This window comes from Paenibacillus sp. GCM10027629 (genome assembly GCF_042676425.1).
Classification (GTDB): domain Bacteria; phylum Bacillota; class Bacilli; order Paenibacillales; family Paenibacillaceae; genus Paenibacillus_K; species Paenibacillus_K terrigena.
The window spans coordinates 1,214,131-1,229,693 of sequence record NZ_JBHTGZ010000009.1; the positions used below are offsets into that span (position 1 = coordinate 1,214,131).

At 47.4% G+C, this 15,563-nt stretch carries 11 protein-coding genes; 1 reads left to right on the plus strand and 10 read right to left on the minus strand.

The window, feature by feature from the left end; genetic code table 11:
- Positions 1-29: 29 nt before the first annotated feature.
- The 4 genes from ACFQZR_RS15000 to aroA all read right to left on the minus strand — a co-directional run bounded on the left by ACFQZR_RS15000 (position 30) and on the right by aroA (position 6,309).
- Positions 30-3,446 carry an endo-beta-N-acetylglucosaminidase gene (locus tag ACFQZR_RS15000; protein ID WP_379347173.1) on the minus strand — a complete coding sequence of 1,139 codons (3,417 nt, stop codon included), beginning with the start codon at positions 3,444-3,446 and terminating at the stop codon, positions 30-32.
- A gap of 201 nt (positions 3,447-3,647) precedes the next feature.
- Positions 3,648-3,824, minus strand: a complete 177-nt coding sequence (locus tag ACFQZR_RS15005; protein ID WP_379347175.1) for an aminoglycoside 6-adenylyltransferase — start codon at positions 3,822-3,824, stop codon at positions 3,648-3,650.
- A gap of 63 nt (positions 3,825-3,887) precedes the next feature.
- Positions 3,888-4,943, minus strand: a complete 1,056-nt coding sequence (gene aroC, locus ACFQZR_RS15010; protein WP_379347177.1) for a chorismate synthase — start codon at positions 4,941-4,943, stop codon at positions 3,888-3,890.
- Between the two features lie 19 nt (positions 4,944-4,962).
- On the minus strand, positions 4,963-6,309 hold the full coding sequence (gene aroA, locus ACFQZR_RS15015) for a 3-phosphoshikimate 1-carboxyvinyltransferase (protein WP_379347179.1): 1,347 nt from the start codon (positions 6,307-6,309) through the stop codon (positions 4,963-4,965).
- A gap of 104 nt (positions 6,310-6,413) precedes the next feature.
- On the opposite strand from aroA, the gene ACFQZR_RS15020 reads away from it, so the two are divergent.
- Positions 6,414-7,307: a LysR family transcriptional regulator gene (locus tag ACFQZR_RS15020; protein ID WP_379347181.1), complete on the plus strand. Its 894-nt coding sequence runs from the start codon at positions 6,414-6,416 to the stop codon at positions 7,305-7,307.
- 76 nt (positions 7,308-7,383) lie between these two features.
- On the opposite strand, the gene mglC is transcribed toward ACFQZR_RS15020, so the two are convergent.
- The 6 genes from mglC to ACFQZR_RS15050 form a co-directional block, all read right to left on the minus strand.
- Entirely contained in the window at positions 7,384-8,394 is a 1,011-nt protein-coding gene (gene mglC, locus ACFQZR_RS15025) for a galactose/methyl galactoside ABC transporter permease MglC (protein WP_379347184.1), read from the minus strand.
- A gap of 24 nt (positions 8,395-8,418) precedes the next feature.
- The gene (locus tag ACFQZR_RS15030) at positions 8,419-9,930 is read right to left on the minus strand and encodes a sugar ABC transporter ATP-binding protein (RefSeq protein WP_379347186.1); all 1,512 of its coding nucleotides are present in this window, start codon (positions 9,928-9,930) and stop codon (positions 8,419-8,421) included.
- Positions 9,931-10,030: 100 nt separating this feature from the next.
- Positions 10,031-11,059: a galactose ABC transporter substrate-binding protein gene (locus ACFQZR_RS15035; protein ID WP_379347188.1), complete on the minus strand. Its 1,029-nt coding sequence runs from the start codon at positions 11,057-11,059 to the stop codon at positions 10,031-10,033.
- Positions 11,060-11,175: 116 nt separating this feature from the next.
- On the minus strand, positions 11,176-12,144 hold the full coding sequence (locus tag ACFQZR_RS15040) for a substrate-binding domain-containing protein (RefSeq protein ID WP_379347190.1): 969 nt from the start codon (positions 12,142-12,144) through the stop codon (positions 11,176-11,178).
- Positions 12,141-13,880: a cache domain-containing sensor histidine kinase gene (locus tag ACFQZR_RS15045; protein ID WP_379347192.1), complete on the minus strand. Its 1,740-nt coding sequence runs from the start codon at positions 13,878-13,880 to the stop codon at positions 12,141-12,143. The genes ACFQZR_RS15040 and ACFQZR_RS15045 overlap by 4 nt, the downstream gene beginning before the upstream one ends.
- Positions 13,877-15,478: a response regulator gene (locus ACFQZR_RS15050; RefSeq protein ID WP_379347194.1), complete on the minus strand. Its 1,602-nt coding sequence runs from the start codon at positions 15,476-15,478 to the stop codon at positions 13,877-13,879. The genes ACFQZR_RS15045 and ACFQZR_RS15050 overlap by 4 nt, the downstream gene beginning before the upstream one ends.
- Positions 15,479-15,563: the final 85 nt, after the last annotated feature.

The window sequence follows — 15,563 nt, forward strand, 5'->3', positions numbered from 1 at the left end:
TCGTTGCGCGTTCCATATCTTTCGAGTTCTTACTGTATAATCTTGCTCGCCACAAACACAAGGTCCTCAATATCAATCTTCAAGTCTTTGTTCACATCCATATGTTTGACGCGTTCCCAATCCGGGCTTGTGGAAGTTGTACCGTAATTCGCTGCGATCATCGCTAAATCTCCGATACTTACCTTGCCGTCCTGGTTCACATCACCCGGAATGCCTGGATGGACGATCTCCGGCTTGATCTGAACAGAAATCGCAATAGGAGATGCCTTGGTTTCCATTCCGGTATCATCGCCCATTACGGTATTTTTGACTGAAATGGATGCTGCAGCGGCTTCCTCAACCCTGGCTGCCTTGAACTTCAGCTTCAATAGCTGTACCTCACCCTTCATGCCATTTTCGGTTCCGTTACTTGCTATAATGAAGCGCAGTTTGCCAGGCTGGTCTTTGACGGTCGACACGAGACTGATTCCATCCTTAGCAGGATCGGCAGAGATAAATTGGAACAACTTCGAATCGTACTCCATCGTCATGTCCAGCGCGTATACGCTCTGGGTTACGTCGCGAAGTCCGAACTTCATACCGAACTCCTTACCGGATTCAACGCTGCTATCAGCCGTAAGTGTTGTTTCGGGTTGGTTGGATCCGAGTTCTTTGGCGTATGCCGTACTGTACTTGAGACTTTCATCAGATCCATCGCTTTGCACCGTGTAATAGATTCTTCCTGCTGCCAGGCCGAAATCCAACCCTTCAATCGTTAAGGTACCGTCTTTGGGAGCGACTTTCTCCGTTAATGCTTCCTTCGCATCCAATGATTTGTATAATCGAACCGTCTGACCCTGACGAACGCGTTCCAGTACAACTTGATCCTGAGCCCCTTCCAGATTCTTAGCGGTTACGAAATGCATCATGATGTTCTCGGTTTTCGGCAAAGCTCCCCGCTCGAACATCTGCCATTCATAGATACGGATCGCTCCCCATGGGGATGAACCGCTATTGTATACTTGAAGTTTGAATTCACGGGCTGTCACAGGCTGATCCAGGATAATATCTGTCACTGCGCTGTGATTATCACGGATCCGCTTGGCGCTGATCCAATTTCCTGATTCATCCTTGTACAGCAGCTCGAAATCAATCGTGTTCATGTCCTTGGCTTCACCGCCATATTCGGCATGCTCCACACGCCAACGGCGAATGGTCTTCGTCTCGCCAAGATCAATTGACATGTAACCGCTCTGTTTATTCGTAGCGCACCACTTACTGTTCCCTGTCGCTGTTCCATCCAGTGCCTTCGCAGCAGGCTCAGCTTCGTTCGCAGCCGATACCCCCGTTACTTTGGCGTGCAGCGCGACATTCGGCGAGGACGAGTGGTCACTGATTTCCGTCGCTGAAGTGTCTATGCCCCACTGGAATGCCACTCCAGTCGCTGTACCACGCTTATAGTCCTGATTCACTGGAACAATTTGTAGCGTTGTGATATTATCTGGCGAAGCATTCGCAGCCGTTCTCGTCATATTCGATGCATAGAAGTGGGTATTCGGCGTGACACCTAGGAGTGTTGCAGCCCCATCCGCATTCTTTTGATAGACTTCGTAATGGAGCACGTTCGGCTTCGGCGACCAGCTCATACGGGCTTCTGCATCATAGGCGGTCCGTATCAGTTGCTCATCGATCTTGACGTTCTCCGGTGCGGATAGTATTGGTGCGGTTGCATCATAGACAGAAATTTGGCCTAAATGAGTCGCAGTATTCTCCAGGTTATCGGTATTACTAACACGAAGACTTAGGGCATACGCAGTTTTCCCCGATTCTCCGCCCAGGTCGATAACTGTCGATTGCCATCCTTCACCGGTCTTCGGCAGCGCATAATACTTCATCTGGTCCTGTGCATAATCCGCACTGTAAGCCACGCCAAGCGAAACATCGGCTCCCGCCTTGTTCTGATACACCAGTCGAACCCTTGTCTTGTCTGTGACCAGAAGCTTGGTGCTGTACAGCATGACGTCATTCACGGAAGTCGCATTTAATGGACCGCTGAATTTGAGCGAATTCCCGCCGTTATAAGCCATATCAAAGTCATAGGATACATTGATTCTGCTGCCAACACTACGAATCCACCAGCGCCAGGTTGGCATAATATCTTGCACGGAGCGGTTGTTCCACTCTTGTGAACTGGCTATTTTTCCATCGGCAAAATATTGTTTCCCGTGTCCGCTATTGAAATTGGTTGTAAAAGGTATCTCTTGAATGACCGATGAATCGGTTACAAATCGGGCCATCCCTTTCCAATTGGATGAATCGTCGGCAAGCGTTGGATCCCCTTGCGGACCTGTCCATAAATATTTCTCTTTCTCATGAAAGTCTGCTGGATTTGCGGCTAATCCCATCGTAGAGTTCGGTGTATAGAGGGCGATCGAAACTTTGGGCTGTTTCTGCTCATTGAGGAGTGGCGTTGTATTTATATTGGTATTATACGAATTCTGTTGGATTTCAAAGCCTGCATAAGCGTCATAAGGATCACGGTTATGACTTTTCATGGTGCTAACGGTTGTATTGATCTGACTCGTCCCCCAGTTGTAGTTCAAGAAGAACTCGTCAACCGCATACGCCCCATCGGCAGCTGGCTTCACATACATATCGTTATTGCTGTTGACTGCATTCTGGTAGGATACGTTACCATTATTGGACTGAGCATCATACCAGCTAAACCGAAGGTTCGATTTCCGCTTGACGTACCGCATCATTTCATTCATACGCTCTGCCGTCGCCTTGCTCACACCATAGGTCTCTTGGTTCATGAAATAACCGTCGAACCCGTAGTATTGAGCGACTTCGATCATTTTGTCCGCTACGGGGAACGTTCCATCCGGATTTTGCTGTGTGAACACCGTTACCTCAGCCAGTGCACCTGGGGTTCCGGACCCCCAAGGGAAGCCCACGGTTGCGTAAACAGGTACGCCATTACGATGCGCAGCATCGACGATGTCCGGGGATGGGATGGCGAAAATGCCTTCATTGGTTCCTGCCCAATAAATATAGGAATCTAACAGCTGCCAGTTATCAAAAGCATAGACATTGAACTCATTGCTGCCGACGGAGCTTGCTTCATCATGATTCCATGTGGTGATTGCAGCCGAGGTAATGCCTGCCTGTGGATGTGCAAGTGGGTTTATCTGAGAGCCTTTGAATCGTTTCGTGTTCAAGGGGATACTTGCGCGGTTCAAATCTGCGTCTGGATCGGTGTTCGGAGACCATCGCAGTAGGGTTTCAACTCGGAAAGCCGGTGCTAATGGCTGAAGGCTCAGCCGATCGGCATAATTCTCATTAATGACATCCGTTCCGTCACCATTCACTGCGGCATAAGCCTCGGGTGTTATCATACTAACGACAAGGGGGAGTAGTAATACAAAAGATAAAATACGCTTATATCTAGCATTTTTATTTTTCATGTATTCCTCCTAGAATTGTATAATATGCTTCTAACACATCGAATCAATATGTACGAGCAGACTGTTCCTCCCTTCTATCGGCCTTAGCTACATCTTAATCGATGTAAGCACTTTCATCTACTCAAAAATTTGGAGACATTAAACTTCTTCCATAGAAAAGAGCCCCTTTCTGCGTTGAGGCTCCTCTTGTACGCGTATTGATTATTTGGATTTCTGGCGAATTTGATCGATATAGGGACTTACTTTTTCATCATAATCGGGTATGCAGTAATTGTATTGTTCGGTGAAGGTACGGGCAGTTTCTCGGAATAACGATACACAGGTATCCATTGACTCCCACATGACTTCGATAGAGCCCATGTTGTACGTCGACAGCAAAGTATTCCTGTAACACGCACGTGAATGAGCCCCGAATCGATCCGGGGCTCTCGTTAACTGATCTTATCCTAGCATGGCAGCTTGCCGCTTGTAATGATCTTCCAACACCAAACATGCCATCGCTTCGACGACGGGCACGATCCGCGGACAAATGCATGGATCATGTCTACCTTCCGTCTTAATCTCTTGTTCCTCTCCCTTGACGTTGATCGTTCTCTGAGGTACTGAAATCGACGAAGTCGGTTTAACGCTGATCCGAAATACGATCTCCTGCCCGGTGCTAATCCCACCAATAATTCCACCGGAATGATTACTTAGGAAGCCGCTGCTGCTCATCGCGTCATTGTGCTCACTTCCCAGCATGGAAGCTGCGGCGAATCCCGCTCCGAATTCGATGCCTTTGACCGCGCCAATCGAGAGCATGGCCTTAGCGAGCTCGGCATCTAACTTATCGAATACCGGTTCCCCAAGACCGGGATTCACCCCACGAATCCTGCATTCTACGATGCCTCCGCAGCTGTCGCCAATCAGGGCCAACTGCTCAATCTTACGAACCATTTCAGCACTTGCTATGGGATCACAGGCGCGCACAGCATTCTGTTCAATGGCTTCTTCGTCGAAAGTCTGGCAAGCAATCCCCCCGATCTCACGGGTATATGCCACCACCTGTACTCCTCTGCTCTCTAGCAGCTTACGGGCTACAGCACCACCAGCAACTCTCGCAGCTGTCTCTCGTCCCGAAGCGCGTCCACTCCCCCGATAATCCCGAATGCCGTATTTCTGCAAATACGTAAAATCCGCGTGTCCTGGTCGAAAGGCGTGCTGGATATCATCGTATGCACTAGGATTCATGTCATGGTTATGCAGCATGATCGCGAGCGGCGTTCCCGTTGTTCTGCCCTCAAATACACCAGATAAAATCTGAATCTTATCATATTCTTTGCGAGGTGTTGTCACGGAGGATTGACCAGGCTTTCGTCTGTCCATCTGTCGCTGAATATACGTCTCGTCGATCTCGACGCCAGGCGTCACGCCATCCACGATGACACCGACTGCCGCACCATGAGACTCGCCAAAGGTTGTTATTTTGAACATCTCACCGTAAGTGTTCCCTGCCATTTGCAATACGCCCCCTCGTTCAATATGTGATGTCTACACCGAGTGCAGACAATCGTTCAAAATAATCTGGACAGGTCTTCGACACGCACCCTGGATCCATAATCCGTATATTCGGTACTCTTAGACCAATCAAGGAAAGCGACATCGCCATCCGATGATCGTCATGTGAATCTAGCAAAGCCGGATTCGGCTGGCCTGGATATATGGTTAAGCCATCGTGATGCTCCTCTACCCGAATACCGAGTTTGCTGAGCTCCTTACAGATCGCAGCAATACGATCACATTCATGATGCCTGATATGAGCAGCGTCTTTCAGTGTAATCGGTCCATCGGCAAAAGGAGCCATCGCTGCAATTGTTAGCGTCTGATCTGACCACTTCTTCATACTCAGGGTAAAGCCACCTTTGAGCTGGCTCGGGCCTTTCACTTCGACAAAGCTGTCGCCACGGAGAACGCTGCATCCCATAAGCTCTAATGCATCTAAGATTTCAATGTCTGGTTGACTCGCGTTCGCTGCGTTCACCCCTTCAATCCGAATGCACCCTGATGTCAGTGCTGCTGAGGCCCAGAAATAACAGCATGTAGAAATGTCTGGCTCAAGCAAATAAGGCTGCCCTTGATAATGTCCTGTAGGAATCACGATGGATTGCTCGTCATTGGATATTTCTGGTGTTACCCCGAAGGAAGCCATCATATCGAGTGACATTTGGACATAGTCCCGTTGAACGACTTCACCATCTATGTGTAGAGTGATCTGTTCAGTGGCGTAAGGAGCGGCTAATAGCAGCCCGCTTATAAATTGGCTGGATGTAGAGCCTGGTAGATGGACTTCTCCACCTTGTAGACCTTTTGCTTGGAGCGTAAAGGGTAGACAACGTTCGGACTGCTGATAATCAAATTGCGCACCTAAGGTCGTCAAAGCACTTAGCAATGGGGAGAGCGGCCTCTCGCTCAATCGTTTACTCCCTTTCAAGGTCCAGGCGCCATGACCTACGGCTAGCGCTCCGGGCAAAAATCGCGCCACCGTTCCTGCAGCACCGACATAGAGTTCACCAGCATTGTTCGGCCATACCCCTCCTGTGCCCTCGACATATGCGGTCTCACCATCAATGACGACCTTTACACCAAGCTTCGTTAACGAATCGATGCACCAATACGAATCATCACTTTTTAAGATTCCTTGAAGTTGTGATTTTCCGTCAGCTAGTGATGCAATGATCAATGCTCGATTCGTTAGACTTTTACTCCCTGGTACACGAATACTCCCTTTCATGGGTGATCTAGGAGGATTGATCCTCACTTCTTGTTTATCGTTGTGGGTCGACCACGGGGAACGCGCTTCCCAATCCGGCTGATTGAATACCATCTCCGTCCACCTCTTTTGTTTTATCTATTAATCTGATTATAATAAGGTGTATGAAATAAGTGAAATCGGAATTTTATCATGTTGTCATAGAGGTGGTCTATATCATGATGAACTTGGAATGGTATCGCATCTTTCTACATACAGCCCAATGTAGAAATTTAACGAAAGCCGCACAGCAGCTCCATATTACGCAGCCCTCTGTAAGCTATGCGATAAAGCAAATGGAAGAGGCGCTCGGACTGAAATTGTTCCATCGACAATCCAAAGGCGTGGAACTCACGGAAGAAGGACGTGCATTGCTCCAATATGTGGAGCAATCGTTTGCGATGCTGGATTCAGGTCAGAAACATCTTCATAATCTGAAGCAACTGAACGAGGGAGAAATCCGTATCGGGGCGAGTGATTCGCTTATTAAGCATCTGTTGCTGCCACAATTGAATGCTTTTCATCAGGCATATCCGGGCATCCGCATTCGTCTTTCTCATGGGAAGACACCCGAAATCACGCAGCGCCTCATAGAAGGCGAGATCGACTGTGGCATCTTACACATGCCCATTCAAGAGCCAAAGTTACATATTCAACCGCTAGCTGTGCTGGAGGATTGTTTTGTCGTTGGGGAGGCGTATCAGGAGCTCGCAGATCGATTGCTTACAACGGAGGAACTTGCAGCACTGCCGTTGATTTTGCTATCTCCGGGGAGTAGTACGAGGATCTTCATCGAACAATGGTTTGCGGATAAAGGGCGTTTGGTCAAGCCAGATATTGAGCTCGGGAGCGTTGACTTACTCGTTGAATTTGCAAGATTAGGTTACGGGGCCGCTTTCATTAGTCGTTCATTCGTACATGATGAACTTCTACATGGAAAGCTGTTTGAACTGAGGCTCATCGATCCCCTCCCTCCTCGTAGCATAGGCTTTGCTGTGAGAAGAGACATGAAATTATCTGTTGCAGCGGAAAGTTTCGTTCAGCTTCTACGTACGTCTTCGGAAGGAATGTAAATGCCAGAACGCCAAAAGATCACCATCCTCCTAACAAAACAGGGAGTTGGCGATCTTTTCACTGTAACACTTCTATCTACCGTTTCGCTGCATATTTCCGCATGTCGAAGGCAACTGCTGCCACAATAATGGAGCCTTTAATGATGAGCTGCCAATACGGACTTACGCCGATAAAAGTCAGACCATAGTTAATAACGGTGAAGATAAGTACACCCGTGACAACGCCGGGCACCGTTCCAATCCCGCCTGTCGTCGATACACCGCCGACAACGCAAGCTGCAATCGCATCGAGTTCATACATATTACCGTAGTTATTCGTTGCCCCGCCTGTACGCGCTGCTTCGATTACACCCGCCAAGCCGTATAATGCGCCTGCAATCGAGTAGATATAGATTAGATTTTTGCCCACGTTAATACCGGATACTTTGGCTGCTTGCTGATTGCCGCCTATGGCGTACATATTTTTCCCTAGCTTTGTTTTGTTAAAGATCACCCAGACCAAGATCGAAACGGCGATCGCGATAAGTACAATATTCGGGATCGAGACACCGCCGAATCCGATGCTTCCTGTACCGAAGATTTTCGTAAAGTCATCACGAAGTCCACCAATGGGTTGTGAGTTATTCGGATCCATATCGAAATAAAGCGAGTTCACACCATACACCGCGACCATGGTGCCTAACGTTGCAATGAACGGCGGGACTTTGAATTTGGCCACAATGACCCCGTTGATCAATCCGAAGATGAGACCGACCAGAATAGCTAACCCAATAGGGAGGAGAAAATTGATCTCCCCGAGATTCGGAAAGAATCTGCGTGAATAATCCGTCACCTGCAGCATAGAAGCGGACACGACGGCGGTAAGTCCAACAATTCGACCTGCGGAAAGGTCTGTTCCGCCTGTAATTAATATAAATGCAACGCCGAGCGCGATAATAATCCGTGTGGACGATTGATTCAAGACATCTCGAAGCGGATTCAGCCCGAGGAATGATGGATCATAGATTGCGATGGCCACAATCAGAAGGACTAGTACAATATAAATGGCGTTCTGTGATATGAAGCTCTGAATTCGTTTGGTTTCCATACTTCGCTCTCTCCCTTACACACACTAGTGCTGTGCAGCTAACCGCATAATTTCTTCTTCTGACGCTTGCTCCCTATCGACTATTCCCGTTAATTTCCCTTCACACATCACCAGGATCCGATCTGACATCCCGATCAATTCTGGCATCTCCGAAGAGATCATAATGATGCTCTTACCTTGCTTAGCAAGCTCCACAATGATGGAATAAATCTCGTATTTTGCGCCGACATCAATTCCCCGCGTCGGTTCATCTAAGAGCAGAATTTCAGGCTCTGTCAGCAACCAACGCGCGAGCAGGACTTTCTGCTGATTGCCGCCTGATAGATTCATAATTAACTCCTTCGTGGACGGCGTTTTTGTACGTAATTTCTCGACCATCGCATCAACATCAACGCGCTTCTTCTTTTCATTCAAGAGCAGATACGGCCTTTGGTATTTATCGATATTCGCAATTGCGGCATTCTCATGGACTGATAACACAGGAAAGATTCCAGTCACTCTTCGTTCTTCCGTTAACAAAGCCATGCCATGCTTCTTCGCAACCTCGGGAGACTTGATCTGCACCTGCTGCCCATTGATTAGAATAGATCCCGATTCAATCTCACGAAGGCCGAACAGCGCCTCTACCAATTCTGTCCGCTGGGCTCCAACAAGTCCGCCGATACCTAGAATCTCCCCTCGCCGCAGATCAAAGCTAATATCCTTGAATGATTTTGGTAACGGTGAAGTCAGTCCCTTCACTTGAAGCAGGACTTCCCCAGAAACATGTTCCCGTTCTGGATATCGATTCGTCAGATCCCGTCCTACCATTTTCGAAATGATCAAATCCGTTGTTAAATCTGCTGCTGGCCAAGTACCAATTTTGTTGCCATCCCGCATAATCGTCACTTCATCGGAGATTCTCAGAATCTCCTCCATCTTGTGCGAGATATAGATGATCGCGACCCCTTGCTCCCGGAGTCCTCGTATAATCCGGAACAATTGCTCCACTTCGACATCGGTCAGCGATGAAGTCGGTTCATCCATCACGATAATTCGCGATTGGAATGAGACCGCCTTCGCGATTTCCAAGGACTGCACCTTTGACACGGATAACGAATGAACCATCGTATCGGGTGATAGATCAATATCCAATCCACGGAATAAATCCCTGGTATCCTGTGCCATTTTACGGTGGTCAATGAACTGAATCGGTCCGAACCCGTGCGTTGGGAATCTCCCCAGCCATAAATTTTCCATTACATTCCGATACGGAACCGGATGTAGTTCCTGATGAATCATCGAGATGCCAAGACTTAAGGCGATCTTCGAATTCGGTATTACAACAGGTTCACCATTGAGTTTTATTTCACCGTCATCTGGTGAATAGATCCCGAATAGGCATTTCATTAACGTTGATTTCCCCGCACCATTTTCTCCCATTAAGGCATGGACGGTACCCGGCCGCACCTGAAGCGTGACCTGATTCAATGCTTTGACGCCAGGGAACTCTTTGACAATGTTGTTCATTTCGAGCACATATTCATTCTGTGGCATCCCTATTGCCTCCTATATCCGAAATGAAGAGGAGAAGCCTCGACATTCGAGACATTCATCCTCCTCAGCATGAAATTGCGCTATAAGATCGAACGACAGCTTACTTCGCGTCGGCCATATTTTCTTTCGTAATTTTCTTATAGGAAATCCAGATGTATTGGTTGTCTGTAATGTCAAATCCGACATTCTCTTTGGATGGCTTCTCGCCTTTGGCTAGAACACTCGCGAGAGTAATCGATGCTTTCCCTTGATTCTTCGCATCATTCAAGACGGTACCGAGCAGCGTTCCTTGTTCAAGTGCTTGGAGAGCTGGTGCTGTCGCATCGACGCCTACAACAGGCATGAACTTATTGTCTTTGAAGTAGCCGTTCGCTGTAAGAGCTTCAATCGCACCTAGCGCCATGTCATCGTTATTGGCGAGCACCGCTTCGATTTTATCGCCTTGAGAAGCGAGGAATGCAGCCATTTTCTCTTGCCCCTTCACGCGATCCCACATCGCTGTATCTTCAGCGAGCTTCTCGACTTTGATGCCTGCATCCTCAATCGCTTGCACCGAGAACTTCGTCCGCAGCTCTGCGTCTTGGTGCCCTGGCTCCCCTTTTAACATGACATATTGCAGGACGCCGTCCTTGTTCTTATCCGCTTCTGGATGTGCTTTCCAATAATCCACGATCAGCTGACCAGACATGGTGCCGGATTCTTCCGCTTTCGCGCCAACATAGTAGACTTTATCCCATTTCTTCATATCTTCAGGGAGCGGTTCACGATTCAAGAAGACGACAGGAATATCTTTCGGCTTTGCTTTGTCAATGATGACGCCCGCAGCTGTACGGTCTACTGGATTAATGACCAGCGCCTTCGTATTCTTCGTAATGAAGAGATCCACTTTGTCGTTCTGCGTAGGCTGCGAGTTCTGGCTGTCTACAATTTCAACTTGGGCAATCCCTTTGGCACTTGCTTCGATCGCGTTCCGAACCCCTGTCATGAACGTATCATCGAATTTGTAGATCGCTACCCCGACTTTTGGTTCGCTTCCGCTGTCCCCGCCTTCTTTGCTACCCGTTGAACAACCACTAATCACCGTAACGAATAGAGCACTGGCTAATAACATCGACGTTAACTTCTTCATCTCTGTAGACCTCCTCCATATTCAAATCCATTTGACTACGCTTACATTATCTCGCGTTAGCTATTCGTAATGAATCCAAAATCCTCATCATTTCTATAAAAATTCTCATGAGATATTTATCTTACGAAAGGAAATAAGAGCTTCTGATTCTCCGGCCATAGCATGTTCTCCAGATCAATGACTTTAATGCCGGTGTCGATACGGTCTGCAATTTTGCGACCCTCGATTAATTCCACCGCATACTGAACTGCTAGATATCCATTGTTAAAGGGGTTCTGAACGACTAATGCCTGCACGGTTCCATCCTGAAGCATCTCCATCGTCTCTTGCGGACTATCGAAGGCAATCACTTTCAACAGTCCGCCTCGTCCCGCCTCTTTCACGACTCGGCCTACGCCGATGGAGGCTTCTGCGTTCAAAGTAATGATCCCGTCGAGATCCGGATAGTTATGGAGCCACTCCCTCGTTATTGCAGAAGCCATCTCCCTGCTGGATTGGCAATAGGCTATATCCACAATTTGCACATTCGGATAGCGAGCGACATAATCAAGCAGACCTTCCTCCCGTTGATTCGCGTTACGCGCTTCCTGCACAAAGTTCATCACAGCGATTTTGCCACTACCGCCTAACAAATGAATCATTCGTTCGGCTGCACGTTGGCCCGCTTCGTAGTTATTCGTGCCAATATAACTCTTCACACGTGCCGAACCGACTTCGGAGTCTATTGAAATGATGGGGATGCTATTATAAGCCGCTCGGTCCGTAACTTGCGCCAACTTCATATAATCACTTGCCGCGAGCAGCAAGGCATCGGGATGCTTCTGAATCGAATCATTGACGAGGTTAATCTGACCTTGAATATCACCTTCATTCGGAGGCGCAAGGAATCGGAGATTCACGTTGAACTCCTTCGCAGCGACCTCTGCCCCCATGCGCAGTGTACTCCAATAATCTCCGTGATCCATCTTCACGATAAGATCGATATGCCGTTCCTGATTGTCCGTGAGTAATCCCCCATCTACGGAGCAAGAAGATAACAGCAGACAACAAGCCATCAGTAAGAACAACATCTTCCTAGGCATCATACTTCACCCTCTTTCTGCGATATTTCCACTGGAAGATAGATCCGTACGGTTGTCCCTTCTTCTAACTCACTCTCGAACTGGATTCCGTAATCTGGACCATAGTGAAGTTGAATCCGTTGATTGACATTTCGCACACCCACACCTGAACCTTGCGCACTAATAGGCGTATTCTTCAATAATTGGTCCAGCGCGTCGCGCGACATGCCGAGTCCATTATCCGCAATTTCAAATAGAAGCTTGCCAGCATCTACTTTCGCCGAAATTCGAATCATCCCTCTATCAGCCATCAGTTCAATGCCATGCACGATCGCATTCTCGACAATCGGTTGAAGGATCAGCTTCATCGTGAGACAATGCAGTACCTCATCCTCAGCCTCAATCGTATAGTGAAACTTATTCTTATACCGGATGGTCTGAATAATGAGATAATGCCGGATATGCTCCAGCTCTTCTTGAACGGAAATGAAGTTCTTCCCCTTGCTTAGACTAATGCGAAAAAATCGGGATAACGAAGTGATGGCCGTGACCGCCTCGCCACTCTGTCCCTTCTCCACCAGCCGAATGACAGAATTGAGCGTATTGTAGAGAAAATGCGGATTGATCTGCGCTTGCAGCACATCGAGTTCACTCTTCCGCTTCGCTTCTTGCTCCACGATGATTTGATCCATCAGATGCCGGATCTGCTGTAGCATGACATGATACCGTCTGGAGAGCTGTTCGACCTCATATATCCCGGATACAGGAATCGGTGTATTCAGGTGGCCTTCACCCATCATCTTGACGGATCTGGCTAATCGCTGAATCGGTGATGATATCCGCGCGGAGACGAATATCGCTAATAACAGAACAAAAATAATAACAACGATCAAGAACCAGAGGAGGAATGTGTTCAGCTCCGATTTCGTCGTGAGCAGTTCGTCTTTATAAGCGACCCCAATCACCTTCCAACCAATGGGGTTCACGGACTTGATCGTGATCATTCGCTGCTCCCCATTCAGTTCATCTTGGTAACTTCCGTACGAATAGGTAAGTACGCGCTCCAAATCCTCATATTTTAGTCCAGCATGAATAAGCTGCTGCTGCGGGTGATAGACGATATTCCCGTAGGAATCAATGATATAGACATATCCTCGCTTCCCGAATACCACTTGTCTGCTAAGCTCATCAATTGTCTTGAAATTCATGTCTACGACCAGTACGCCTTTACTGGCAAGTCCATCACGATGGTAAGTTGTTTGTTTACTAAGTGAGACAGCCCATTTATATGATGTCTTGAATAGGTTCTGAATGTGGGGAGAAGACACAGATAATTGATCCGGCGTTTCCAGAGCCGCATTGAACCAGCTCTGACGCTGCAGTAACGTATAGGGCCTCATTTCCATCTTCGGAATATTTACCACAAGATCTCCATTCTTAGTGAACACAGCGATGGATATCAAATCTTCTCGCGTCTTCATGATCGAGTTCAATTGCTCTTTCAGAATGGAGCTCGAATACGAAGGGCTTCGGTTAATCGTCTCTTCCACCACATCGAATATACTGGTCATATTCTTGACATACATCTCCAGATTGTATTTCACCTGTTCGACGACCTGACCCATATTTAAATCCGCATTGTCTTCGGCCGTATTCGAAAATTTATTATATAGCATGAAGCTGACAATCAAGACGGTGACGACCGTAATCAGGATGAAAGATAACGCAATAATGAATTGAATCCGCTTGAAGTGCTTCATGATCGGGCACCATTTCGATAATCTTTTGGTGACATGCCGAATTTCTTGCGGAAGCAGAAGCTGAAATAATTCGGGTCGCTATACCCTACACGCTCCGCAATTTCAAACGCTTTCAAATCTGTCGTGCGCAGCAGTTCCTTCGCCGCTTCCATCCGTAGATCCAGCAGATAATTAACGAATGTGCTTTTGACTTCTTTCTTGAAAATACTACTGAAGTATCCCGCGCTAATATGGAGATGCTGGCAAATTCGCTGGATCGACATGTCACTTTCAGCAAAATGTTGCTTGATATACGCTTTCGCTTCATCTACGAGATTTTTGTAGCTGGTCTGGCGACCCACAGCGATATGATCCATTAATTGCAGGCATATATCCGTGATCCATTGCCTAGCTTCAAGTACATTATTGCACTTGTAGATCTCAGCAATCGGTAATTGCGAGCTGCCGAACAATGTCTCGAGCTCAACCTCCATATCTTTAGCGACACGAATGATCGCCATTAAGATTTCTATACAATAGATCTGAAAATCTTGTATCGAGATTCTAGCATCTTCCACGACATGAAATAGCAGTTGGATCATTTCCTGCGCTTCATCTGCCATCCCTACTTTAATACACCGAATGAGTGCTTGTTCTTTCATCTCATCAAAAATAAGCGGATTATGCCGCTTGGTCTCAACGTCTTGGATCCAGATCACGCGATCATTCCCCAGAAGCAGTCGATAATTGAGCGCTTGTATGGCGTCGGGATAAGACTCATGCAGTTCTGATAAACTGCTCTGAATCGAACCAACACCGATCGTCACCGTTAATTTCAGAAACTTATGCACGTTCAGTCGGATCTCTTCCAGCACCCCGATTGTAACTTCGCTGAGGCAATTATTGTCATGATGTTCTAGCATCGATAAGACAACGACATGATTGTGAAGGATGAACACATGCCCATGGCAGTGATTCTGTACGATCTCATCCGCAATATTCAGCATCGCGAATTGCAAGAGATAAGCATCCCCCTGCTCCAAGCGATGGTTATCGATTTGAATGACCGATACCATATAGCAGGTTCCCAAGAGGTGAAGATCATACTGTGCACACTTCTCGTGAATCTCCATTTCCGATAAAGAACGTGTAATCAGGGAAGACAGGAAGACGCTTTGCAATACAGGCAGACTTTTGTGATACTTCTCTCGTAGAGCATTCAGGTTCTGCATATCGAACAATTCTTTGTCCATCTGCCGCTTCACTTTTAGGAGGGCTTCCATCAAATCAGAAGCGGAGAACGGCTTCAGCACATATTCATCGATCTGAAGCTTGATGGCTTTTTGCGCATATTCGAATTCGTCATACCCGGTCAGAATAATGATTTTGATCGAGGGATACGTCTTCCGAACCCATTCAGCCAGCTGAAGACCATTCATGAATGGCATATGGATATCCGTCACCACAATATCTGGCATAACCTTCTCGATCAGTTCCATCGCTTCTTTCCCGTTCTCCGCTCGTTCAACCACTTGGAAGCCGTATGATTCCCAGTCGATCTCTTGCATCAATCCCTCTCTAACATCTTCTTCATCATCCACTAGTATCAAATTGTACATGCGCGAGCCCCTCTTCTTGAATTAGAAAAAAGGCATGAAACTTAAAGAGAACCCTCCATAAGATCATGCCTTGAACACTACATTA